A 24623-nucleotide genomic window follows, 5' to 3' on the forward strand; every position below is an offset into this window, starting at 1 on the left:
GTCGCCTGCGTCGGCAACCTGACCAGGCTACAGGCCAGGCCGCTGATCTGCGAAATCGCGCGATACCCGGCCGTCGTTCCCGACGTTTTGGTGGCTACCGCGGCGCATGAACCACCGAAACGTCGGAATTCGCGTCAGCGGGCGGCGTCGGCCAGCTCGGCATCCGAGGCGGGCTCGGGTCCCACCAGGACCTGCCGCGGCCGCAACCGCTCGGGCAGCCACTTCGGGAAGGCGTCGGGCGCCCCGTCGAACACGCCGCCCGACGGGTCGTCGATGGTGCCGTGATGGCGCACCAGATCCAGCTCGGGCCGGTAGATCTGTCGGATCACCAACGCGATCAACGCGAACACCGCGATATCGCGCAGCAACACCGTCGCGGTGAACCACTGCTCCGGTAGCCCGCGGTTCTGCTCCCCGTACAGGTACAGCATTCGCGGTATCCACACCAGCGCATCGATCGTCATCCACGCCAACAGGATTCGCCGGTGCGGCAGGGCGAGAACGGCCAGCGGCACCAGCCACAGCGAGTACTGCGGGCTCCACACCTTGTTGGTCAGCAGGAAGGCGGCGACCACCAGGAAGGCCAATTGCGCCACCCGCGGCCGGTGCGGTGCGGTCAGCGCGACGTACGCGATCCCCACACAACACACGACGAACAACACCGCCGTCACCGCGTTCGTGACCGAGGGCGGCTCCCAGAACCCGAGATCGGGATCGAAGCCACGCCACCCGGTGAACGACTTCACCACGTTGTACAGCGAATCCATGTCATCACCGCGGCGGGTGTTGAGCCGGAAGAATTCCGACCAGCCGCGTGGGAACAGCAGCAGCACAGGCAGATTCACCACGATCCAGGCGGCCACCGCGGCCAGTGCCGTGGTCCCCGTCGCCCGCCACCGTCCGGTGCGCAGCGCCAGGATCACCAGCGGCACCAACAGCAGCAACGGGTACAGCTTGAGCGCCACCCCGACACCGATGAGCACACCCGCCACAGCGGGTTTTCGGCGTGCCCACGCCAGCATCGCGCCGGCCGCACACGCGGCGGCCAGCGCATCGAAGTTGGTGAAGATCTGGAAGATCACCAGCGGTGAGGCCGCGACCAACGCCGCATCCCAGATCCGCCGGCCGGCCAGCAGGGCCGTCGCCCATATTGTCGCCAGCCACGCCAGCCCCAACCCGAACGCGGAGATGTTGAAGAACATCACCACCTCGGCGACCAACGGCACCGAAACCAGCTTCGTCAGAGCCGAATACGTCTTGGCCAGCGTCATGGACAGGTACTGGTAGATGCCCGTCAGCACCGGATATTCCATATAGCGGATCGCCGGGCTGCCGTCGTACTGGACGTTGGGTTTGCCCGTGCTGTCGGTGTCCACCCAGCTGGACTTGTATGGAAACTTGCCCTGGTTCAACAGTTCCGCGGTATAGAGCGGCACGGTGTCGGAGTAGCAGAACTCGTAGTAAGCCCGCTGATTCTGCCAGTTGGCGACACGCTGGGCCGCGGTACCGGTGCTCGTGGACTGCAGGCACGCGGCCTTCGTCGAATAGCCCAGCGCCAGGAAGATCACACCGATCACCAGCATCACCCGCAGCGGGGTGAAGAACCGCGTGCGCCCGATGAGCGCGTGCCGCCCCACCGGGCCACCGATGGTGTGCGACAGCGCCGCACCGATCACATCCGTGCGGCTGGGCAGGTCCCGGTCATGAGCACTGCGCAGATCACGCGCCAGCGGTGCCGGGGAAACCGTCTGCTGCTCGTCCGGTTCGGTCACGGTGGCGGCGGGCCGGGCGGCGGCGCCGGCGCATTGGGATCACCCGGCGGGGGCGGTCCCAGCGGCACCGTGGTCGGCGGACCCCACGGGATGGTCACACCGGGCGCGATCTCCAGGGTCGGCTGGATGACGGTCTCCGACGGCGGGGGCGGCACCGGCGCCACGGGCGGCGGCGGGGGTGCCTGCGGCACGCCGGCGTAGCCACCGATATCGGTCGGCTTGGGGAAGGTCTCGTTGTCGGTGCCCTTGAGCGCACCGTCCATCGTGGCCTTCCAGATATCGGATGGCAGCCCGGACCCGTACACCGGTCCGCCCCATTCGTTGACCAGAGGCTTGGTACCCGAGGTGGTGCCCACCCACACCGCCGTCGACAGCGACGGCGTGTACCCGACCATCCAGGCGTCCCGGTTGGCGTCGGTGTCGCCCAGCTGGTTGGTACCGGTCTTGGCCGCCGAGGCACGGCCCCCGGCCAGGTTGTGTCCCCTGGACCAGCCGGCGATCGGCTGCATCGCCGCGGTGACGTTATCGGCCACGGCCTTGTCGATGCGCTGCTCGCCGCTGTTGTCCTGCTGCGAGGCATCGAAGAGGACCTTGCCGTCCGCGTCGACGACCTTCTGCACGAAGTGCGGCTTGTGGTAGACGCCCGAGTCGGCCAGAGTCGCGTAGGCCGAGGCCATGTCGACGACCCGGCTCTGGTACTGGCCCAGCACCACGCCGTTGTTGGGCGGTCCGCCCTTGCCGTCCTCGCTCAAGGTGTGCTCGACACCGGGGAAGCTCTCGGCGACGCCGGCGCGGTGCGCGGCGTCGGCCACGTCCTGCGGCCCGTTCTTGAGCTTGAGCATCAGCCGGTAATAGCTGGTGTTGAGCGACCGCTTCAACGCCTCGGCGATATTGCAGACCCCGCAACCCTCGCCCTCGACGTTGGTGATCTTGATGCCGTTGACCGTCACCGGCGAGCTGTCGATCTGGTAACCCAGGCCGATACCCTGCTGCAGCGCGGCGACCAGAGCGAACACCTTGAACGACGACCCCGTCGGGAGACCGGCCTGGGCGAAATCGAAACCCTGGGCGTCGGAGCCGCCGTAGTAGGCCTTGATGCCGCCGGTCTTCGGGTCGATCGAGACCGCGGCCGCGCGCATATCGGGCATCTGCCCGTCGAGCGTCTTGGTGACGGCGTCCTCGGCCGCCTTCTGCGCGGTCGGGTCGATGGTGGTGGTGACCTGCAGGCCCTCGGTGTTCAGCGTCTGCTCGTTGATGTTGAACAGGTCCAGCAGTTCCTTGGTGACCTGCCGTTCGATCAGCCCGTTGGGACCGGTGGTCTGGTTCGCCGCGCTGGCCTGCTCGGGCGGCACCGTCGGCGGGAACACCTGGGCGGCCCGGTCGGTCTTGGACAGCGCACCGATGTCGACCATGCCGTCGAGCACCCAGTTCCACCGCTCGGCCGCGCCCTCGGGATCGACCGCGGGGTCCAGCGTGGAGGGCCGCTGGATCAGCGCCGCCAGCAGGGCGCCCTCGGCGACATCGAGTTGTTCGACGGGTTTGTCGAAATACGCCTTGGCCGCGGCCGAGATGCCGTACGCCCCGCGTCCGAAATAGATGATGTTGAGGTAGGACTCCAGAACCTGGTCCTTGCCCCATTCCCGCGACATCTTCGTCGAGATGACGAGTTCCTTGGCCTTGCGGACCAACCCGCCCACCCCGGAGCGGGCATCGCCGACCAAGGCGTTCTTGACGTACTGCTGCGTGATGGTCGAGCCACCCTGCAGGTCACCGCCGAAGATGTTGTTCTTGAAGGCGCGCGCGAACCCCGACAGCGAGAAGCCCGGGTTGCTGTAGAAGTCGCGGTCCTCGGCGGCCATCACCGCATCACGGACGTGCACCGGGATCTGATTGATGCTGACGTCGTTGCGGTTGCCCTCGGGCGGAACGATTCTCGCCAGCTCGCTGCCGTCACTGGCCAGGATCGTCGAGACCTGCGCGGTGCGGATGTCACCGGGCTTGGGCACGTCGACGATGAGATAGGCCATCGCGAACGTGACGAACGGCAGGACGAGAAACAGCACCAGCCCGAGATAGACGGCGCGGCGTACCCACTTCCACTGGAAGCTGCGGCCCGGCGCCCTGGAAGGTCCAGTCGGGCCGGGCGGAGGTCCGCCCGTGGGCGGGCGCGGGGGTGCCGGCGGTGGTGGTTTGCGCGGCGGTGCGCCGTCCAATGCGGCCTTGACGACGTCGATCGGGTCACGCAGGTGCGCCGCGGTGGCGTTGCGCACGGGCGGCAACAGCGTGGTCTGACGGTCATCGGGCGGAACGTTCGCCCGGCGGTGTGCGCCCGGTGCAGCGGTGTGCTCGCGTTCGGCATCACCCGCTGACCTCGTATGGCGCCCTTCGCTATTCACTGGCCGTACGCGCGCCGGAACGCGCCGTTCGAGTGCGAGGCGCCTTCGGGGCCTTCGGCGACCGAGGCGCGCCGAGCACATACGACTTGACCAGATGGTTCCAACTGCAGGTCCGGCATACCTCCACCACATGTACCGCGAATTCGTCGTAGCGCGTCGCCAACAGCACCAGCTCCTCGGCGGTGCGGGCAGAGCCCGACACCGGACCGAGATGGTCACCGAAGACCCAGGACACCAAGGTGAGCTGCTCCTTGCGGCAGATCGGGCACATCACCGAACTGGGTTTCCCGTGGTATTTGGCGGCACGCAATAAGTAAGGATTGGCGTCGCACACCTCGGTCACCCCGGTACGTCCGGAATACACCTCGGCCAGCAGGGATCGGCGCCGGAGCGCGTAATCCACCACCTGTCGCTGCAATCGCACGCTCACCAGAGTACGTCGGTGCCCCGGCAGCGGAGTGAGGACGGGCGCTGAAGAACGCTGTGCGTCGGCGCTGTCGCACCCCCGGCAATACGATCTTCGCCATGGCTGCACGCACACGGGCGAAGGACAGTGACCGTGACGCGACCTGCCGACTTCTGGACAACGCCCTGGCCGATGGGCAGCTCTCCGGGGAGGAGCACCGGCGCCGGGTGCAGACCGCCGTGACGGCCACCACCCTCGGCGAGCTGGAGGCCCTCGTGGCCGATCTGCAGCCGACCGAGCAGGACCAGCCGCCCGCCCGCACCCGCGCCAAGCGCAACGTGCTGGTGGCTGCGGCCGGTATCACCGCCGCGGTCCTGGTCGTCCTCGCCACGGCCGTCGACTGGGGCGGTGACGACGCCCCGGCCAGCAACCCGGGTCCGGCCGCACCGGTGCCCGAATCACCGGTGGCACTCGCGCCGCCGGCGCCGACCGTCGCACCCGACACCGTGCCCCCGGCCGTCATCACCCCGGTGCGCGACCTGCACACCGTCGAAGGCCTGAGTGCGGTCATCGAGGCGATGCGCGCCCGGTTCGGCGACACCATGGGCTACGAACTCGCCATCGGGACCGACCAGGCATCGCTGGCCCGGCCCGACCCGGCCGATGAGCAGTCGAAGGTGATCTACCCCTACCGCGGCGGCTGGGACGACCCGTCCAAGCGCGCGCGGTCCGATGGCGACGACCTGACCGATCTGGCCGCCTTCGACATTCCGGCCACCGCGGCGGCGCTGGCCGCCGCCCCGGCGACGCTGAACATCGCGCCGGCCGACGTGTCGAGCAGCTATCTCGATATCGACCACGTCGCCGCCGAGGGCGGACTCGAGCTGCTGGTGAAGATCACCACCACATCGGGCTCCAGCGGTTACCTCTATCTCGATCCGTCCGCAAAGGTGAAACGCGTCGAGAATCCCAGCTGACCTGCAGTCAGAACATAGGAACTTCTACGATCATCGCGTGGCGACACGGCAGACAGCAGCAACGCGGGCCAAAGACACCGACCGCAACGACACATGCAAGGTGCTCGACACCGCGCTGTCCGAAGGGCAGCTGTCCATGGAGGAGCACCGTGAGCGCGTCAGCGCGGCCACCAATGCGGCCACCCTCGGCGCGCTGCAGAATCTGGTCAGCGACCTCCAGGTGGGCAATGCCCCGGTCACCCTGCCCAACCTGAAACCGGAACGCACCCTGGCGGGCACCGCCGCCGGCGGGGGCTGGGGCCTTCGGGTGGCGACGGCCGCCGTGCTGGTGATGCTGGGCATCGCCATCGGGTGGGGCCTGTACGGCAACTCGTCCTCACCGCTGAGTTTCACCACCGACCCCGGTGCCAAGGCCGACGGCATCCCGGCCACCGTGTTGACGCCACCCAGGCAATTGCAGTCACTGGGCGGGCTGACCGGTCTGTTCGAGCAGATGCGGCAGAAGTTCGGCGATACCAAGGGCTACAGCATCACCATCTTCGAGGATTACGCCTCGTTGACCCGCCCCGATCCGAAGGAGCCCCGGCGGGCGCTGAACTACTACTACCGCGGCGGCTGGGACGATCCGTCCGAGACGAACGTGAGTGACGGCGACAAGGTGGTCGACCTGGGCGCCTTCGACATCCCGAAGATGGTCGGGATCATCCGGGGCGCCGCGGAGAGCGTGGGCATCAACCCCGCCGAGGTGAAGAGCACCCACGTCAGCATCGAGCCCAACAGCGATATCACCGCCCCGCCCGGGGCCATCGAGATCAGCGTCTACGTGTCACCGAAGTTCGGCAACAGCGGCTATATCGAGCTCAACGGGGACGGCACCATCAAACGCGTGAACTACGCCGGATAGCCCGATACGTCGCCCGGCATATCGGGCACACGTAGCGCCGAATATATCGGCGCGATACAATTGCCCGACGTGTTGAGTCGACGTGACATTCGTTCGACTTTGACAAGTACGTCCAAGGTTCGCTCTGAGGGGGAGGTGATTCGGTGCTGGAGCTCGCCATTCTCGGACTGCTGCTCGAGTCGCCCATGCACGGCTACGAACTACGCAAACGGCTGACCGGGCTGTTGGGCGCGTTCCGGGCGTTCTCCTACGGCTCCCTCTATCCGGCACTGCGGCGCATGCAGGCCGACGGCCTGATCGTCGAGGACGCGGCACCCGAAGGCACCCTCAAGGTCCGTCGGGCGCGGCGCGTCTATCAGCTCACCGAATCGGGCACGCAACGCTTCACCGAGCTGGTCGCCGACACCGGGCCACAGAACTACACCGACGACGGTTTCGGGGTACATCTGGCCTTCTTCAATCGCACGCCGGCCGAAGCCAGGATGCGGATCCTGGAAGGCCGGCGGCGCCAGGTCGAGGAACGTCGCGAGGGCCTGCGGGAGGCCATCGCCCGGGCCAGCAGTTCCTTCGATCGCTACACCAAGCAGTTGCATCAGCTGGGCCTGGAATCCAGTGAGCGCGAAGTGAAATGGCTCAACGAGTTGATCGCAGCCGAACGGGTGGCGCAGGGCCGCCCGGAGTCACAACCCTGATCAGCCCTGTTCAGCATCCAGCACGAAGTTCAGTAAGAGAAGGAGAGCGTTACATGTCTGAGTCGAACGAAGTTCGGGTCGCTATCGTCGGCGTGGGCAACTGCGCGTCCTCACTCGTCCAGGGCGTCCAGTACTACAAGGATGCCGACGAGAACGCCTCGGTGCCCGGCTTGATGCATGTCAAGTTCGGCCAGTACCACGTGCGCGACGTGAAGTTCGTCGCCGCGTTCGACGTCGACGCCAAGAAGGTCGGATTCGACCTCTCGGAGGCCATCTTCGCCTCGGAGAACAACACCATCAAGATCGCCGACGTGCCGCCGACGGACATCGTCGTGCAGCGTGGGCCGACTCTGGACGGCATCGGCAAGTACTACGCCGAGACCATCGAGATCTCCGACGCCGAGCCCGTCGACGTGGTGAAGGCACTCAAGGACGCCAAGGTCGACGTGCTGGTGTCCTACCTGCCGGTCGGCTCCGACGAGGCCGACAAGTTCTACGCCCAGTGCGCCATCGACGCCAAGGTGGCGTTCGTCAACGCCCTGCCCGTGTTCATCGCCTCGGATCCGGTGTGGGCCAAGAAGTTCGAGGATGCCGGTGTCCCGATCGTCGGTGACGACATCAAGAGCCAGGTCGGCGCCACCATCACCCACCGCGTGATGGCCAAGCTGTTCGAGGACCGCGGCGTCACCCTGGACCGCACCTACCAGCTCAACGTCGGCGGCAACATGGACTTCAAGAACATGCTCGAGCGCGAGCGCCTGGAATCCAAGAAGGTCTCCAAGACCCAGGCCGTCACGTCGAACCTGACCGGCTCGCTGGCCGGCAAGATCGATGACAAGAACGTGCACATCGGCCCGTCGGACCACGTCGCGTGGCTCGACGACCGCAAGTGGGCCTATGTGCGTCTGGAAGGCCGCGCCTTCGGCGATGTGCCCCTGAACCTGGAGTACAAGCTCGAGGTGTGGGACTCGCCGAACTCGGCCGGCATCATCATCGACGCCGTGCGCGCCGCGAAGATCGCCAAGGACCGCGGTATCGGCGGCCCGATCATCCCGGCCTCGGCCTACCTGATGAAGAGCCCGCCCAAGCAGCTGGCCGACGATGTCGCCCGCACCGAGCTGGAGAACTTCATCCACGGATAGCCCCAACCGGCGATTTGTGGAGTCGTACCCGTAATGATTGCGGGTATGACTCCACAGATCCCGGATGACGACCTGGCCGACCTCGACGAGTTCGGCCTGTTGCACGAGAACGCCGCACAGATCGGCGCCACCGCGATCCCGCCGGTGACGCGCGTCGACGCCGGCCGGGTCAGCTTCCTCAAGTGGGGTACCGAGTCACCCCGGGTGGTGTTCCTGCACGGCGGCGGACAGAATGCGCACACCTGGGACACCGTCATCCTCGGGCTCGAGGTGCCGGCCCTGGCCATCGACCTGCCCGGGCACGGCCGCTCGGCGTGGCGCGCGGACGGTGACTACGGCCCCAAGCTCGGAGCCCAGGCCATCGCGCCGATCCTGCGCGAGCACGCCCCCGACACCCGGCTGGTGGTCGGCATGTCCCTGGGCGGGCTGACGGCGCTGCGCATCGCGGCCACCGAACCCGCGCTGGTGCCCGAGCTCGTCCTCGTCGACGTGACACCGTCGGCTCCCGAACGGCACACCGAGATGACCAAGGCTCAGATGGGCACCGTCGCACTGGTTCAGGAGAACCGGACCTTTCCCACCTTCGAGGCCATCCTGGAGGCCACCGTCGCCGCGGCACCCCACCGGGACCGGAACTCGTTGCGGCGCGGGGTGTTCCACAACTCCAAACAGCTCGACGACGGCTCCTGGACGTGGCGTTACGACTCGTTCCGCAAGGGCGACGGATTCGAGGGACTCTGGGATGACGTACCGGCCATCAGCATGCCCACCACGCTCATCCGGGGTGCCAACTCGTTCTTCGTCAACGACGAGGACGCCGCGACCTTCGCCCGCACCGCCCCGGGCTTCCGGCGCACCCATGTGGTCGAGGGCGCCGGGCATTCCGTCCAGGGTGACCAGCCGGCGAAACTGGTCGAGTTGCTACGCGAGATCCTCGGATAACCGGGACTTTCCCAGCAGTTCACCAGCTGATTGCCAGGCTCGCGTAGGTTCGCCGGCCATGGCCCTCGTTCCGCTGAATCTGCTTGTCTCCCATCACGGCCGCTCTGGCCGCCAGCATGTGACCTGCCGCAATCGATGCGGGGACGCCTGTTCCAGGCCCGCCCCCAACACCAGCGACAACGCCTACTTCGGCGATATCGTGGCGGCGATGTCGCGGCGGTCGGTGCTGCGCGCGACCGGTGTCGCGGTGCTGGCCGTCGGTGCCGGATCGGCACTCGCCGCCTGTGCCGGCGAAACATCCACCGCACCTTCGTCTTCCGCCGCGCCATCCGGCGAACCGCTGCCCGGGATGCGGTTCGAGAGCGTCGCACCCAATACCGAGGACGCCGTGGTGGTCCCCGACGGCTACCAGCAGCGCGTGGTGATCGCCTGGGGTGACCCGGTCCTGCCGGGCGCGCCCGTGTTCGACGTCAAACGCCAGACCGGCGCCGCGCAGCGCGCACAGTTCGGGTTCAACAACGACTTCGCCGCGCTGCTGCCCATCGAGGGCGTCGCCGGGCACTACCTGCTGGTGAGCAACCACGAATACGTCAGCCCGCAGTTCATGTTCCACGGCTACGACGCCGACGCGCCGACCCGCGAGCAGTTCGACATCGAGACCGGCGCGGTCGGCCTGTCCGTCGTCGAGGTGCAGCGCAGCCCGCAGGGTGGGCTACGCCCCGTCATGGGCCGCTACAACCGCCGCATCACCGCCGACACACCGTTCACCCTGACCGGGCCCGCGGCCGGATCACCCGCCGTGCGGACCGCCGCGGACCCGGCCGGGCGCACCGTGATCGGTACCTTCGCCAACTGCTCGGGTGGGGTGACCCCGTGGGGAACCGTCCTTTCCGGCGAAGAGAACTTCCACACCTATTTCGGCGCGGCCGAAGGCACGGCACCCGCCGACCCGGCCCGGTACAAGCGCTATGGCGTGCTCACCGAGCCGTCGGAACTCAAGTGGGAGAACTTCGATCCGCGCTTCGACCTGGCCAAGACACCGCTGGAGGTGAACCGGTTCGGCTACGTCATCGAGATCAACCCGTGGGATCCGGCGTCGGTCCCGGTCAAACACTCGGCGCTGGGCCGCTTCAAACACGAGGCGGCCAATGTCTACGTCACCGGCGACGGCACCGTCGTGGTGTACACCGGTGACGACGAGCGCTTCGACTACATGTACAAGTTCGTGTCGGACAAGAAGATCCAACCCGGTAATTTTGCGCACAATATGACGCTGCTGGACGAGGGCACGCTGTACGTGGCGAAACTGTCCAGCGATATCCCGGCCACCGAGATCGACGGCAGCGGCAAGCTGCCCGCCGCGGGCGCGTTCGCCGGCACCGGAACCTGGATCCCGTTGCTGCACTCCGGGCCCGCCGGTTTGGCCGAATCGCTGATCGAGGGGTTCTCGGCCCAGGACGTCGCGGTGTTCACCCGGCTGGCGGCCGACAAGGCCGGTGCCACCAAGATGGACCGCCCGGAGGATTTCGAGGCCAACCCCAAGACCGGCAAGCTCTACGTCGCGCTGACCAACAACGACAAACGCGGCGCCGAAGGCAAGGCCAAACCGGATGCGGCCAACCCGCGCAACGAGAACAAGAACGGTCAGGTCCTGGAGATCACCGACGACCACGGCGGCACCTCGTTCACCTGGGACCTGCTGCTGGTGTGCGGCGACCCGGCCGCGGCCGACACCTACTTCGGTGGTTTCGACAAAACCAAGGTGAGCCCGATCTCCTGCCCCGACAATGTCGCCTTCGACGGGCACGGCAATCTCTGGATCTCCACCGACGGGAACGCGCTGAAGTCCAACGACGGCCTGTTCGCGGTGGCCCTGGACGGAAACCGACGCGGCGAGACCAAGCAGTTCCTGACGGTGCCGGTCGGTGCGGAAACCTGCGGACCCGTCGTCACCGACGACCTGGTCACCGTCAGCGTGCAGCATCCCGGCGAGGGCGACGATCACAGCCTGGACAACCCGCTGTCGCACTGGCCCGACGGCGGCACCGCACCGGCCCGCCCGGCGGTGGTCGCGGTATGGCGGGACGGTGGCGCGATCGGGCTGTAGCGCTACCGTTGGTCTCTATGACTCGTATCGGCGTTCAGCTGCAGCCCCAGCACTCCCCCAACTACGGTCACCTCCGCGACGCCCTGCGCCGCTGTGAAGACCTCGGCGTGGACATCGCGTTCAACTGGGATCACTTCTTCCCGCTCTACGGCGATCCCGACGGTGCGCATTACGAATGCTGGACCATGCTGGGGGCCTGGGCCGAGCAGACCTCGCGTATCGAGATCGGCGCGCTGGTCAGCTGTAACTCCTACCGCAATCCCGAACTGCTCGCCGATATGGCCCGCACCGTCGACAACATCTCCGACGGCCGGTTGATCCTGGGCATCGGATCGGGCTGGAAGGAGAAGGATTACGACGAGTACGGCTACGAATTCGGCACCGTCGGAAGCAGACTGGACGACCTGGCCGCGGCCATGCCGCGGATCACTTCCCGGCTGGGCAAACTCAACCCCCAGCCGGTGCGCGAGATCCCCATCCTCATCGGCGGTCAAGGTGAACGCAAGACGCTCAAACTGGTCGCCCAGTACGCGCACATCTGGCATGGATTCACCACCGCGGAGACCTACCCGGACAAGGCCGCCGTGCTGGACCGGCATTGCGCCGACGCCGGGCGCGACCCGGCCGCAATCGAGCGGTCGGCCGGCGTCGACCGCAGTGGCGACGGCCTGATCGCCAACGCCGAAGCGGTGACCGCACTGGGTGTTTCACTGCTGACAGTCGGGGTGAACGGCCCGGATTACGACCTCTCGGCGGCCGAAGAACTGGTCCGGTGGCGCGACAGCCGCCGGTGACATGCCCAAGCGGTACGGCGTCAACGAACGTGACCAGGTGGTCGCCCACGTCGCGCAGCTGATCCTCACCGGCAAGCTCCGTTCCGGAGACCGGTTGGACCGCAACGAACTTGCCGCCGCGCTGGGGACGAGTCGGGTCCCGGTCCAGGAGGCCGTCGCACAGCTGGAGCACGACGGTGTCGTGGCCACCCGCTATCACCGTGGCGCGTTCATCGCGCGTTTCGACGCGCACGTGCTGCTGGAGCACTACCACCTGTACGGGGTGCTCAACGGTCTCGTATCGGCGGGTGCGGCCGCCGAGGCGAACACCGAGACCATCGGACGGCTCAAGGACCTCGTCGGCGCGCTGCGCAGCGAGAACTTCCACAACATCGCGTGGGAGTACCGGCAGCTGCTGGTCGAACACCATGCCGGACCACGGTTACAGGCCGCGATCGGTGCGGCGCAGACCTTCATCCCCCGGGCGTTCTGGGCCGACCACCAACACGTCGGGCCGGTGCTGTTGGCGCACTACGTGGCCGAGACGAACGCCATCGCCGTCGGGGACCCCGATGCCGCGCGCGCCGCGTGTGAGAGGGGCGCGGCCCACATGGGCCGGGTCATGCTCGCCGAGCTGGTGCGCCGCGGCGTCCTCGCACCGCTGATACCGTCCCGCGGCGTGCACCGGGATTCCGAATGAGCCGAACTCGCCGCCTTCCGCCGCGCACCGGCTACGTTGCCACGATGACGTCTGTTCCGAACCGCGTCGGCCGGGCGGTGCTCTGCGTGCTGATCGCCATGATGGCCGGTGCGCTGGCGTTGGCCGCACCCGCGCACGCCGACCAGTGCGCCCCGCCCGGCGTGGACAGTGCCAGTGCCCTCCCGACGAACCTGGCGGCCGCCGCCAAGGGTCCCGACGCCGACAGGTACACCACCGCCGGCGTCGAACCGCTGCAGAGCATCGACATCAAGGCGCTGGGACTCGGCGTCCCCGGGGTGCTCACCGTGGGCACCCTGTCCGATGCACCACCGAGCATCTGCATCAACTCCGCCGGCCAGTTCACCGGATTCGACAACGAACTGCTGCGCGCCGTCGCCGACCGGATCGGCCTGAAGATCAACTTCGTCGGCACCGACTTCTCCGGCCTGCTCGCCCAGGTCGCCTCCCGCCGCTTCGACGTCGGGTCGTCCTCGATCACCACCACCGACGCGCGGCGCAAGACCGTCGGCTTCACCAATGGCTATGATTTCGGCTACTTCTCGCTGGTCGTGCCGTCCGGGTCGCCCATCGCCGGGTTCTCGCAACTGGCCAAAGGGCAGCGGATCGGCGTCGTCCAGGGCACCGTGCAGGAAGCCTATGTGGTGGACACCCTGCACCTGGATCCGGTGAAGTTCCCCGATTACAACACCGTCTACGCCAGCCTGAAGACCCGTCAGATCGACGCGTGGGTCGCGCCGTCGCAGCAGGCGGTCGGCACCGTGCAGCCGGGCGATCCGGCCGTCATCGTCGAAAACACCTTCAGCCTGGACAATTTCGTCGCCTGGGCCGTCGCGAAAGAGAACAAGGCGCTCATCGACGCGCTCAACTCGGGGCTGGATGCGGTGATCGCCGACGGCACCTGGGCTCGGCTGTACGCCGACTGGGTGCCCCGCGCGTTGCCGCCGGGTTGGAAGCCGGGCTCGAAAGCCGCTCCGGTGCCGCAACTTCCGGACTTCGCGGCCATCGCGGCCCAACACGCGGGCGCACCCGCCGCCGGCGGCGCCGCGCCCAAATCCACCCTGGCCCAATTGGGTGCGGCGTTCCTGGACTGGGACCTCTACCGACAAGCCATCCCCGATCTGTTCAAGACCGGGCTGCCGAACACGTTGATCCTCACCGCCGGCGCCGCCGTCATCGGGGTGCTCCTCGGTCTGGTGCTGGCCATCGCGGGCATCTCGGGCTCGAGGTGGCTGCGCTGGCCGGCGCGGGTGTACACCGATATCTTCCGCGGCCTGCCCGAGGTGGTGATCATCCTGGTCATCGGGTTGGGTATCGGACCCATCGTGGGCGGCCTGACCGGGAACAACCCGTACCCGCTCGGGATCGCCGCGCTCGGGTTGATGTCGGCGGCCTATGTCGGCGAGATCTTCCGGTCCGGCATCCAGAGCGTGGAGGCCGGACAGTTGGAAGCCTCGCGCGCACTGGGCTTCAGCTACCGCTCGTCGATGCGGCTGGTGGTGGTGCCCCAGGGGGTGCGCCGCGTGCTGCCCGCGCTGGTGAACCAGTTCATCTCGCTGCTGAAGGCGTCCTCGCTGGTGTACTTCCTCGGCCTGGTCGCCAACCAGCGGGAGCTCTTCCAGGTGGGACGTGACCTCAACGCCCAAACCGGGAACCTGTCCCCCCTGGTGGCGGCCGGCTTGTTCTACCTGCTGCTGACCGTCCCGTTGACCCATTTGGTGAACGTCATCGACGAGCGCCTGCGCACCGGCCGCCGGCCGGCCCCGGTGCAAGAGGAGATGATCTGATGGCCGACCCAGGGGCGAGCGAAGCGACGGGGAATGTTGCGGTCTCCTTGGCAGCCAAGGACATTCACCTCTCGTTCGGGCCGAACGAGGTGCTGCGCGGGGTGGATGTCCAGGTACCCGCCGGCAGCACCGCCGCGATCATCGGGCCGTCGGGCTCGGGGAAATCGACGCTGCTGCGCACCCTGAACCGGCTCTACGAACCCGACCGCGGTGACATCCTGCTCGACGGCCGTTCGGTGCTCAAGGACAACCCCGATGTGCTGCGCCAGCGGATCGGCATGGTGTTCCAGCAGTTCAACCTGTTTCCGCACCGCACCGTGCTGGACAACGTGACGCTGGCGCCGCGCAAGCTCAAGGGCATGTCCGTCGAGGCGGCGCGCGAGGTCGGCCTGGCCCAGCTGGACCGGGTTGGTCTGCGGCACAAGGCCGATGTCCGGCCGGCCACGCTGTCCGGTGGCCAGCAGCAGCGGGTTGCCATCGCGCGGGCACTGGCGATGTCGCCACAGGTGATGTTCTTCGACGAAGCGACCTCTGCGCTGGATCCCGAACTGGTCAAGGGCATCCTGGAATTGATCGCCGAACTCGGCTCGGGCGGGATGACCATGGTCATGGTCACCCACGAGATGAGCTTCGCGCGGTCCACCGCCGACACCGTCGTGTTCATGGATCACGGCAAGGTCGTCGAATCCGGTCCGCCGGAGCAGATTTTCGAGGCGGCCGAAACGGAACGGTTACGCCGTTTCCTGTCGCAGGTACTGTGAGGTCCGCGTGACGGGAAACTTCGTCACGGAGCCGACCCGGCAGGAACAGACAGGTTAGACTAGCGAATTATGGTCGAGACCGAACCGCAGGTCGCTGAGCTGGCCGGGGAGCTCCAGCGGGTGCTTTCCAAGCTGTTCTCCGTGCTGCGTCGCGGTGACACCACCAACAAGAGCCAGGCCGGTGACCTGACGCTGGCCCAGCTGTCGATCCTGCTGACTCTGCTGGACTGCGGGCCCATCCGGATGACCGAACTGGCCGCCCATGAGCGCGTCCGCACACCCACCACCACCGTCGCCATCCGCCGCCTGGAAAAGCTCGGGCTGGTCAAGCGTTCCCGCGACCCGTCGGACCTGCGTGCGGTCCTGGTCGAGGTCACCCCGCGCGGCCTCGTCCAGCACCGCGAGGCACTGGAGGCCCGGCGCACGTTCCTGGCCGAGATGTTGGCCAAGCTCAGCGAGGACGACCAGCGCACGCTGGCCGCCGCGCTCGGCTCCCTGGATCGGCTGGGCGATCAACCCCCGACCGAGAAGTCCAACTAGCCCAACCAGTCGAGTACCGCGGCAGCGGTCCAGGACTGCTGCATGCTGCCGAGCGGCTCGCCGGTGAACGGTTCGTAATATTCGGCGAACGTGCCATCGCTGGCCTGGCGCAACCCTTCCCGGCGCAGCACCGACGACCGCTCGGCCCAGCCCCGCCGGGCGAAACACCACGAGAACAGCCATGTCATCACCGGCCACACCGGGCCGCGCCAATACTCCCGCGGCCGGAAGTCCCGCGATACCGGCGAGGTGGACGGGATCAGCGAGTACTTCAGGTCCGGATGCCCGCAGAACCGCGGGCCTTCCAGCAGTTTGAGCAGGGCCCGCTCCTTGTCGTGCGGCAGCCCGCCGCACAGCAGCGGGGAGAACTGCGCGACCGTCTCGGTGGCCACCCACTTCTCCGACCTGAGATCGAAATCCCTTGCCGCACCGGATCGTTCATCGGCAGTCTCGATCACGCCGGCGCGGAACCGGTCGGCCCAGGCGTACAGGTCGCGGACATCGGCGTTCGGTCGCTTGTAGTCCTCACCGATCTCGGCCAGCACGGTGCAGGCCACCGAGAAGACCGCCGAGACGAAGACGTCCTCGACCGCGAAGCTCATCACCTTGGGCAGCAGCTCGTCGTCGTAACGCGCCGACTTCATCTCCTCGAGCAGCCACAGGTAGCGGTCGTACTCCAGATCCGACGGACGCTGTGTCGAGTCGGTGTTGATCTTGTTGTCCTCGCGCTGGTATTCGGGCACGTTGCCCGGAATCACGTTGGCGTACGCACTGTCCCAGCGTGGCGAGTTGTCCATGCCGGATTCCCAGCCGTGGTAGAGCGTGACGCGGCCGTGGCCCTGCTGATCGCGGCTCTCGGCCAGCCACCGGTGCCAGCGCACCAGATCGGCCCAGCGCCGGTCCAGGAACGCCTCGGCGACGGCCCGGGTGGAGCGGCCCCTGGTCTTGGCGCGGTCCAGGATCCGCTGCACGGCGATGGCGTGCACCGGCGGCTGGGTGATGCCGGACGTGTGCCTGGTGCGGGGGGCGTTGGCGGCCAGCGCCGAGGTGGCCCACCGGGCCGGGCCCGGGAAGTAGCCGTCCACCCCGTTGGCGAACACGATGTGCGGGATCATGCCGTTGCGCCACTGCGCGGACAGCAGGGTGTCGAGTTCGACGACGGCCCGCTCGACGCTCAGCGGCGCCAGACCGATCGCGACGAAGGCGGCGTCCCAGCTCCACATGTGCGGGTACAGCAGCGGTGCCGCGGTGGTCATCACGCCGAGGTCATTGCCGCGCAGCAGATAGGCCGCGCGGGCGGCGAGTTGCGTGGGGGCGAAGCTCGGATCGGGGGGCATCGCATCAATCATGCGACGCCGGACGTCATTCTGCAGATTGGCACGTCGCGATCGGTACCCTCGACTGGTGCCGACCGCATTGATCACGGGCGCCGCCGGCGGCATCGGCTCCGCCATCGCCGCCGCGCTCGCCCCCACCCACACCCTGCTGTTGGCCGGCCGGCCCTCGGCCCGGCTCGATGCGCTCGCCGAACGTCTCGGTGCCCCGACCTGGCCGCTGGAGCTCACCGACCCCGACTCGATCGAGGCCGCCACGGAGGTGCTCAGCGAGCTCGACGTGCTGGTCCACAACGCCGGCGTGCTCTACCCGGGGCGGGTCGGGGAATCCTCGGCCGAGCAGTGGCGGGCCAGCTTCGAGGTGAACGTGACCGGCGCGGTGGCGCTCACCCTGGCGCTGCTGCCCCAGCTGCGAGCCGCCCGCGGGCAGGTGGTGTTCATCAATTCCGGTGCCGGCCGCGCCGTATCCGCAGGTATGGCGTCCTATTCGGCGAGCAAGTTCGCGCTGCGGGCGTTCGCCGATTCGCTACGTGCCGACGAACCGTCGCTGCGGGTGACCTCGGTGTTCCCGGGCCGCACCGATTCGGAGATGCAGCGCGATCTGGTCGCCTATGAATCGGACGGGGCGAAGGACTACGACCCGGCGCGGTTCCTGCGCCCGGAAACCGTCGCCGAGATCGTCGCCCATGCCGTGGCCACCCCGGAGGATGGCCACGTGCACGAGATCGTCGTCCGCCCCCGCTGACCTCAGGCCGGGACCATGCCGTGCGGGTCCAGCACGAACTTCTGCGCCACGCCTGAGTCGAACGCGGCATAGCCTTCCGGGGCGTCCTCCAGCCCGATCACGGTCGCGTTCACCGCATCGGCGATGTGGGCCTTGTCGTGCAGGATGCTCATCATCAGGCCGCGGTTGTACTTCAGCACCGGGCACTGCCCGGTGTAGAAGCTGTGGCTCTTCGCCCAGCCCAGCCCCAGGCGGACCTTCAGCGTGCCGTGCTTGGCGTCGTCATCCGTCCCGCCCGGATCACCGGTGACGTAGAGGCCCGGGATTCCGAGCGATCCACCGGCCCGGGTGGCGCTCATGATCGAGTTCAGGACCGCCGCGGGTTGCTCCCCGGCCCCGTGGCCGTGCCCGCTGGCCTCGAATCCCACTGCGTCGACGGCACAGTCGACCTCATTGGTGTGCAGGATGTCGGCGATCTGGTCTTCCAGCGTGGCGTCGGCGCTGATGTCGATGGTCTCGCAACCGAATGATTCGGCCTGCTTGAGACGCTCGGCGTTCAGGTCACCGACGATCACCACGGCCGCACCCAGCAGGTGTGCCGAGTACGCCGCGGCCAGACCGACCGGCCCCGCGCCGGCGACGTACACCGTCGACCCCGTGGTGACGCCCGCGGTCTTGGCGCCGTGATAGCCGGTGGGGAAGATGTCCGACAGCATCGTGAGATCGCGGATCTTGGCCAGCGCGGCATCACGGTCGGGGAACTTCAGCAGGTTGAAGTCGGCGAACGGCACCATGACGTAGTCGGCCTGGCCGCCGAGCCAGCCACCCATGTCGACGTACCCGTAGGCCGAGCCCGCGCGGGCGGGGTTGACGTTCAGGCAGATCCCGGTCTGCCCCTCGCGACAGTTCCGGCAGCGCCCGCAGGCGATGTTGAACGGCACCGAGCAGATGTCCCCGACTTCCAGGAACTGGACGTCCGAACCTTTCTCGACGATCTCGCCGGTGATCTCGTGGCCCAGGGTCTGGCCGATCGGCGCCGTGGTCCGTCCGCGCACCATGTGCTGATCCGACCCGCAGATGTTCGTCGACACGCACTTGAGGATGACGCCGTGGTCGGCCTTGCGACTCATCCCCATCGCCTCGGCGACCTCGGCGGGCACCTCGAGTTTCGGGTACGGCAGTGTCTCGACGGCCACCTTGCCGGGACCCTTGTAGACGACGATCCGGTTATCACTCATCGCGCACTCCAACCCGGACCGCGATCACCGTATGTCGTTCTCTCAGACGGGATTTCCGCCGACATCGCGCGGTCCTGGAGCCCAGTATCCGCGCGCCGATATGCGAAAAGGCGAATACGTGCTCATCGGCAGCGGAAACTAACCGAACGGTGGGGACCATGCCCCACCGCTCGGGGGTTCCCCTCAGACGACGAGGTTGACCAGCTTGCCCGGTACCACGATGACCTTCTTCGGGGTGGCCCCGTCGAGGAATGCCAGCACCTTCTCGTCGGCCAGGGCCGCGGCCTCCAGGGCCGCCTTGTCCGCATCGGCCGGCACCGTGATCTTGCCGCGCAGCTTGCCGTTCACCTGAACCGGCAGTTCGACGGTGTCGTCCACCAGATAGCGCTCGTCGGCGACCGGGAAGGGGCCGTGCGCCAGCGGGGTCTCGTGGCCCAGACGGCGCCACAGCTCCTCGGCCAGGTGCGGTGCCAGCGGGGCAACCATCAGCACCAGCGGCTCGACCGCCGCGCGGGCCGTCACCCCTTCCTTGGTCAGGTGGTTGGTGTACTCGATGAGCTTGGCCGCGGCGGTGTTGTTCCGCAGTGCCGCATAGTCTTCGGCCACCCCGGCGATGGTCTTGTGCAGGGCGCGAAGCGTGTCGTCGGACAGTGCCTCATGCTCGGCGACCCGTTCGGCGCCGGTGGTCTCATCGACCACCGCACGCCACACCCGCTGCAGGAAGCGGTGCGCACCGACGACATCCTTGGTGGCCCAGGGCCGCGACGCCTCCAGTGGTCCCATCGACATCTCGTAGACGCGCAGGGTGTCCGCCCCGTACGCGTCGCAGATCTCATCCGGCGAGACGGAGTTCTTCAGGCTCTTGCCGATCTTGCCGAACTCCTGGTTGACCTGCTGGCCCGCGAACCAGAATTTCCCGTCGCGTTCCACGACTTCGGCGGCGGGCACATAGCTGCCGCGCGCGTCGGTGTAGGCGAAGGCCTGGATGTAGCCCTGGTTGATCAGACGGCGGTAGGGCTCACTCGAGCTGACGTGCCCCAGGTCGAAGAGCACCTTGTGCCAGAACCGCGAGTACAGCAGGTGCAGCACCGCGTGCTCGACGCCGCCGACGTAGAGGTCCACGCCGCCCGGGTCATGCGGGCCGTGGATCTCGGGCCGCGGGCCCATCCAGTAGGCCTCGTTCTCCTTGGCGCACAGCTCGTCCGGGTTCTGCGGGTCGGTGTAGCGCAGCTCGTACCAGGAGCTGCCCGCCCACTGCGGCATGACGTTGGTGTCCCGGGTGTAGGACTGCAGCCCATCGCCCAGATCGAGTTCGACGTGCACCCATTCGGTGGCCTTGCCCAGCGGCGGTGACGGCTCGCTGTCTGCGTCATCCGGGTCGAAGGACACCGGCGCATAGTCCGGGATGTCCGGAAGTTCCACGGGGAGCGCAGATTCCGGCAGCGGGTGCGCCCGGCCGTCGGCGTCGTAGACGATCGGGAACGGCTCGCCCCAATAGCGCTGGCGGGCGAACAGCCAGTCCCGCAGCTTGAATTCGACGCGCGCGCGACCGCGGCCGTCGGCCTCCAGCCGGGACACCACCACATCCTTGGCGTCCGCGACGCTCAGCCCGTTGAGGTAGTCGCTGTTGACCAGTTCTCCGTCGCCGGTATATGCCTGCTCCGAAACATCGCCGCCGGCAATCACTTCCACGATCGGCAAACCGAATTCGGTGGCGAACTCCCAGTCCCGCTGGTCGTGACCGGGCACCGCCATGATGGCGCCGGTGCCGTAGCCGGCCAGCACGTAGTCGGCGATGAAGACCGGAACCTGTTGTCCGTTCACCGGATTGGTGGCGTAGGCGCCCAGGAACACCCCGGTCTTCGACTTGTTCTCCTGGCGCTCCAGGTCCGATTTGGCCGCGATGGCCGCCCGGTAGGCCGCCACCGCCTCCGTCGGGGTGGCCGCGCCGTAGGTCCAGCGCCCGTCGACTCCGGCCGGCCAGCTGCCCGCCGTCAGCACGTCGACCAGATCGTGTTCGGGGGCCAGCACCAGATACGTCGCGCCGAACAGCGTGTCGGGCCGGGTGGTGAACACCTCGACGTCGCCGGCGTCAGGGGCCGTAGGCACCTGGAAATAAACGGAGGCGCCCGTGGACCGGCCGATCCAGTTGCGTTGCATGGCCTTGACCTTGTCCGGCCAGTCCAGGTGGTCCAGATCATCGAGCAGCCGGTCGGAGTAGGCGGTGATCCGCATCATCCACTGCCGCAAGCGTTTCCGGAACACCGGGAAGTTGCCGCGGTCGCTGCGGCCGTCGGAGGTCACCTCTTCGTTGGCCAGCACGGTGCCCAGCCCGGGGCACCAGTTGACCATCGAGTCGGCGCGGTAGACCAGGCGGTGACCGTCGACGAGATCGGCGCGCTCGCCGGCCGACAGCGTCGCCCAGTCCCGGCCGTCGGGCACCGGGCGCGCCCCCGAGGAGTATTCGGCGATCAGTTCGGCGATGGGGCGGGCGCGGTTGAGGGCAGGGTCGAACCAGGCGTTGTAGATCTGCAGAAAGATCCACTGCGTCCACTTGTAGAAGTCCACATCGGTGGTGGAGAAGCTGCGCCGGGTGTCGTGGCCCAGACCCAGCCGGCCCAGCTGGCGCCGGAAGTTGACGATATTCGCCTCGGTGCGGGTGCGCGGATGCGTGCCGGTCTGTACGGCGTACTGCTCGGCGGGCAGACCGAACGCGTCGAACCCCAGAGCGTGCAGCACGTTGCGCCCGGTCATCCGGAAGTAGCGCGCGTACACGTCGGTGGCGATATAGCCGAGCGGATGCCCCACATGCAGCCCGTCACCGGACGGGTACGGGAACATGTCCTGGACGAACATCTTGTCCGCGGGCACGGATCCGCCGTCGGCGGGCGCGAGCGAACCGACCGGGTTCGGCACGTTGAACGTGCCGAGCACGTTCCACCGCTCCTGCCAGCCGGCCTCTATCGCACCGGCCAGTTGCGCGTTGTAGCGATGGCTCGGGGCGTCGGCATCAGGGGAGGCGTCGGTGTCCGCCGGGGCGTCTGTCACGCCAAACAGGGTATAAGCGCCGCTCGAGGTGCCTTCGGCCACGGGTTGGTAAAGGTTCCGTTGCAGAGCGGTCAGCACACGGTTGCAGCTCGGTTCCGGCCCTGGTGACCACGCACCGGGCGCGGATACAGTCGGCCCCTGACTTGGGGAACGATCTGGAAGGACCGACGTCAGATGAGGAAAATTGGCGACGGCGGGGCCGTCCATCAGACTTCGCACCGCTGGCGGATTCTGATCGCTGGAACCGCGGCCGGCGTGGCCGGCGTGGTCGGGCTGGCCGGCAATGTCGCCGGTGCCGAGCCCCTGGCCCCACAACCGGCGCTGCCCGCACCCGCCACCGTCACCCAGACGGTCACCGTCACCCCGAACGCGAACCCGCTGGTGCCCGCACAGGCCGCGAGCGTGCCGGCCGCCGCCCCCGCAGCCCCCGCCGCGGTTCCACCCGCCGCCGGACTGGCCGCGCCGGCCACGCCGGGCGTCTCGATGGCCCCGGTCGCGACCGCGACCGCCACCATGGCCCAGCCGGTCACCATCCCGCTGAATCCCGACAACTCGGGCACCATCAAGGATTTCCTCAAGGCCAAGGGCGTCACGCTGGAGCCGCAGAACCCCCGCGATTTCACGGCCCTGCACATCGTGCTGCCGATGCCGACCGGCTGGTCGCAGGTCCCCGACCCGAACGTGCCCGACGCGTTCGCCGTGATCGCCGACCGGGTCGGCGGTGACGGCCTGTACACCTCCAACGCCCAGGTGGTCATCTACAAGCTCGTCGGCGACTTCGACCCCCGCGAAGCCATCCGGCACGGTTTCGTCGACAGCCAGCAGCTCACCGCCTGGCGGCCCACCGACGGCCGCATCTCCGTCATCAACGATGTGCCGACCTCGTGGATCGAGGGCACCTACCGCGAGAACAACATGACGCTCAACACGTCGCGGCACAACCTGATCGCGACGGCCGGCCCGGACCGCTACCTGGTGTCACTGGCGGTGACCACCGGGGCCAGCGTCTCGGTCGCCTCCGGCGAGGCCACCGACGCGATCATCAACGGGTTCAAGGTGCTGCCGCCCGGTGCCGTACCGGCCCCTGCGCCCGCCGCCCCCGCCGCCGCCCTGGCCGTCCCGGGTGCAGCCGCCACACCTGCCGCACCGGCGGCTCCCGCACCGGCGGCACCTGCCGCTCCCGCGGCCACCGGAGCCGTCGCGCCGCTGGCTCTGGGCCTCCCCGGCTGACGGGTCACGCGCGCCTCGTATCCTGGGGGGCATGCTCGTCGCCGCCGTGTTGTGTCTGTGTGCCGCGGCTGCCACCGCCGCCGTCGCCGGCTGGACGCTGAGCCGTCCGCATTCGGACGATCCCGTCCGTCAGATCCTGCGGGCCGTCGCACCCACTCAGTTCGCGGCGGCGGCCATGCTCGCCACCGGTGGTGTGGTGGCACTGGCCAAGCCCGGCACGATGGCGTTCCTCGTACTGATGGTGTGTGTCGTGGGTGCGGTCGGCACGGTCGCCGCCGGATGCTGGCAGAACGCGAAGCTGGTGGCCAGGGCGGAAGCCGCCGAGGAACTCGCCCGGGCACGCTCGGGCGCCGACGGCTCGGCCGGGTGCGCGGGATCGTGCGCCTCCTGCACCCTGTCCTGCAGCTGAGTCAGTTCCGGCTGATATCGATCGGGTGCGTCGCAAGCATCGACAGCGGTAGCGGCTGGCGACGCAGGACCCGGGCCCACAGATCGACCTTCGGCTCGACGTGGATATCCGTCGGCAGCGCCGACAGCACGATCCAGTCGTCCCGTTCGATCTCGCCCTCGAGCTGACCGATCGTCCAGCCCGAGTACCCCGCAAAGATCCGGACTCCCTCGACGACGGGGGCGATCGCATCCGGATCGGCATCCAGGTCGACCATCACCACCCGGCCCTGCACATGGCGCAGCCCGGGCACCTCGGCCGCGCTCATCCCGGCCCGCAGCGTGGCCAGGCACAGCGCGGAATCCCGCTTCACGGGGCCGCCGATGAACATCGTCTTGGGTTTGAGTGCGAGCTTCGCCCACTGCGGCAGCACGTTGTAGACCGCGGTCTCGCTGGGCCGGTTGAGCACCACCCCGAGCGTGCCGCCCTCGTTGTGCTCGACGATGTAGATGACGCTGCGCCGGAACGTCGGCTCGAGCAGATCCGTCTCGGCCAGCAGCAGCGTGCCGGCGCGCACACGAGGTGCCGTCGGAGCCGTGTAATCCTCCGGATCCTCTGAGTGCGCCACCCGTTCATCATCGCACCAGCGACCGCGCGCGGTGACGAACGAGCACGGCCCGCCGGGATATTTGTAGTGTGGATTCTGGGTGCGGATCGCACGGTCCCGGCCCGGACAGGATCTGA

At 68.0% G+C, this 24623-nt stretch carries 21 protein-coding genes; 14 read left to right on the forward strand and 7 right to left on the reverse strand.

Features of this window, described 5'->3' with window-relative positions; genetic code table 11:
* Positions 1–134 precede the first annotated feature (134 nt).
* The 3 genes from H7J86_RS14665 to H7J86_RS14675 all read right to left on the reverse strand — a co-directional run bounded on the left by H7J86_RS14665 (position 135) and on the right by H7J86_RS14675 (position 4592).
* Positions 135–1772, reverse strand: a complete 1638-nt coding sequence (locus H7J86_RS14665; RefSeq protein WP_267291784.1) for a glycosyltransferase family 87 protein — start codon at positions 1770–1772, stop codon at positions 135–137.
* Entirely contained in the window at positions 1769–4051 is a 2283-nt protein-coding gene (locus H7J86_RS14670) for a transglycosylase domain-containing protein (RefSeq protein WP_276065427.1), read from the reverse strand. The genes H7J86_RS14665 and H7J86_RS14670 overlap by 4 nt, the downstream gene beginning before the upstream one ends.
* Positions 4052–4160: 109 nt before the next feature.
* On the reverse strand, positions 4161–4592 hold the full coding sequence (locus tag H7J86_RS14675; protein WP_090359708.1) for a DUF5318 family protein: 432 nt from the start codon (positions 4590–4592) through the stop codon (positions 4161–4163).
* Positions 4593–4693: 101 nt separating this feature from the next.
* Here H7J86_RS14675 and H7J86_RS14680 point away from each other — a divergent pair, with 101 nt between their 5' ends.
* The 11 genes from H7J86_RS14680 to H7J86_RS14730 all read left to right on the forward strand — a co-directional run bounded on the left by H7J86_RS14680 (position 4694) and on the right by H7J86_RS14730 (position 15917).
* On the forward strand, positions 4694–5551 hold the full coding sequence (locus tag H7J86_RS14680) for a DUF1707 SHOCT-like domain-containing protein (protein WP_267291788.1): 858 nt from the start codon (positions 4694–4696) through the stop codon (positions 5549–5551).
* 37 nt (positions 5552–5588) lie between these two features.
* Entirely contained in the window at positions 5589–6455 is an 867-nt protein-coding gene (locus tag H7J86_RS14685; RefSeq protein ID WP_187097551.1) for a DUF1707 SHOCT-like domain-containing protein, read from the forward strand.
* 143 nt (positions 6456–6598) lie between these two features.
* Positions 6599–7147, forward strand: coding sequence for a PadR family transcriptional regulator (locus tag H7J86_RS14690; protein WP_090359479.1), 549 nt, complete (start codon positions 6599–6601; stop codon positions 7145–7147).
* 53 nt (positions 7148–7200) lie between these two features.
* Positions 7201–8289, forward strand: coding sequence for an inositol-3-phosphate synthase (locus tag H7J86_RS14695; RefSeq protein WP_090359481.1), 1089 nt, complete (start codon positions 7201–7203; stop codon positions 8287–8289).
* A 45-nt stretch (positions 8290–8334) separates the two neighbouring features.
* On the forward strand, positions 8335–9231 hold the full coding sequence (locus H7J86_RS14700; protein ID WP_267291790.1) for an Rv0045c family esterase: 897 nt from the start codon (positions 8335–8337) through the stop codon (positions 9229–9231).
* A gap of 58 nt (positions 9232–9289) precedes the next feature.
* Positions 9290–11338, forward strand: a complete 2049-nt coding sequence (locus H7J86_RS14705) for a PhoX family protein (RefSeq protein ID WP_267291792.1) — start codon at positions 9290–9292, stop codon at positions 11336–11338.
* Positions 11339–11355: 17 nt separating this feature from the next.
* The gene (locus H7J86_RS14710) at positions 11356–12132 is read left to right on the forward strand and encodes an LLM class F420-dependent oxidoreductase (RefSeq protein WP_090359487.1); all 777 of its coding nucleotides are present in this window, start codon (positions 11356–11358) and stop codon (positions 12130–12132) included.
* A 1-nt stretch (position 12133) separates the two neighbouring features.
* The gene (locus H7J86_RS14715) at positions 12134–12811 is read left to right on the forward strand and encodes a GntR family transcriptional regulator (protein ID WP_267291794.1); all 678 of its coding nucleotides are present in this window, start codon (positions 12134–12136) and stop codon (positions 12809–12811) included.
* Positions 12812–12909: 98 nt separating this feature from the next.
* Positions 12910–14616, forward strand: a complete 1707-nt coding sequence (locus H7J86_RS14720) for an ABC transporter substrate-binding protein/permease (RefSeq protein WP_267292954.1) — start codon at positions 12910–12912, stop codon at positions 14614–14616.
* Positions 14616–15377, forward strand: coding sequence for an amino acid ABC transporter ATP-binding protein (locus tag H7J86_RS14725; RefSeq protein WP_267291796.1), 762 nt, complete (start codon positions 14616–14618; stop codon positions 15375–15377). The genes H7J86_RS14720 and H7J86_RS14725 overlap by 1 nt, the downstream gene beginning before the upstream one ends.
* 69 nt (positions 15378–15446) lie before the next feature.
* A complete protein-coding gene (locus tag H7J86_RS14730; RefSeq protein ID WP_090359493.1) occupies positions 15447–15917 on the forward strand; it encodes a MarR family winged helix-turn-helix transcriptional regulator in 471 nt (156 codons plus the stop codon).
* Here the strand turns inward: H7J86_RS14730 and ggh are convergent.
* Positions 15914–17254: a glucosylglycerate hydrolase gene (gene ggh / locus H7J86_RS14735; RefSeq protein WP_267291798.1), complete on the reverse strand. Its 1341-nt coding sequence runs from the start codon at positions 17252–17254 to the stop codon at positions 15914–15916. The genes H7J86_RS14730 and ggh overlap by 4 nt on opposite strands.
* A gap of 67 nt (positions 17255–17321) precedes the next feature.
* On the opposite strand from ggh, the gene H7J86_RS14740 reads away from it, so the two are divergent.
* The gene (locus H7J86_RS14740; RefSeq protein ID WP_267291800.1) at positions 17322–17996 is read left to right on the forward strand and encodes an SDR family oxidoreductase; all 675 of its coding nucleotides are present in this window, start codon (positions 17322–17324) and stop codon (positions 17994–17996) included.
* Between the two features lie 2 nt (positions 17997–17998).
* Here the strand turns inward: H7J86_RS14740 and fdhA are convergent, their stop codons facing one another.
* Entirely contained in the window at positions 17999–19213 is a 1215-nt protein-coding gene (fdhA, locus tag H7J86_RS14745; RefSeq protein WP_090359499.1) for a formaldehyde dehydrogenase, glutathione-independent, read from the reverse strand.
* Positions 19214–19396: 183 nt separating this feature from the next.
* Positions 19397–22261 carry a leucine--tRNA ligase gene (gene leuS / locus H7J86_RS14750; protein ID WP_267291802.1) on the reverse strand — a complete coding sequence of 955 codons (2865 nt, stop codon included), beginning with the start codon at positions 22259–22261 and terminating at the stop codon, positions 19397–19399.
* A 174-nt stretch (positions 22262–22435) separates the two neighbouring features.
* Between leuS and H7J86_RS14755 the strand changes: the two genes are divergently transcribed.
* Both H7J86_RS14755 and H7J86_RS14760 read left to right on the forward strand, forming a co-directional pair.
* Positions 22436–23491: an LpqN/LpqT family lipoprotein gene (locus H7J86_RS14755; protein ID WP_267291804.1), complete on the forward strand. Its 1056-nt coding sequence runs from the start codon at positions 22436–22438 to the stop codon at positions 23489–23491.
* Between the two features lie 31 nt (positions 23492–23522).
* Positions 23523–23900, forward strand: coding sequence for a hypothetical protein (locus tag H7J86_RS14760; RefSeq protein WP_187097544.1), 378 nt, complete (start codon positions 23523–23525; stop codon positions 23898–23900).
* Between the two features lies 1 nt (position 23901).
* Here H7J86_RS14760 and H7J86_RS14765 read toward each other — a convergent pair whose 3' ends face one another.
* The gene (locus tag H7J86_RS14765) at positions 23902–24507 is read right to left on the reverse strand and encodes a YqgE/AlgH family protein (RefSeq protein ID WP_090359505.1); all 606 of its coding nucleotides are present in this window, start codon (positions 24505–24507) and stop codon (positions 23902–23904) included.
* Positions 24508–24623: the final 116 nt, after the last annotated feature.

The sequence above is a fragment of the Mycobacterium hackensackense genome, assembly GCF_025822555.1.
In the GTDB taxonomy this organism is placed as follows: domain Bacteria; phylum Actinomycetota; class Actinomycetes; order Mycobacteriales; family Mycobacteriaceae; genus Mycobacterium; species Mycobacterium fluoranthenivorans.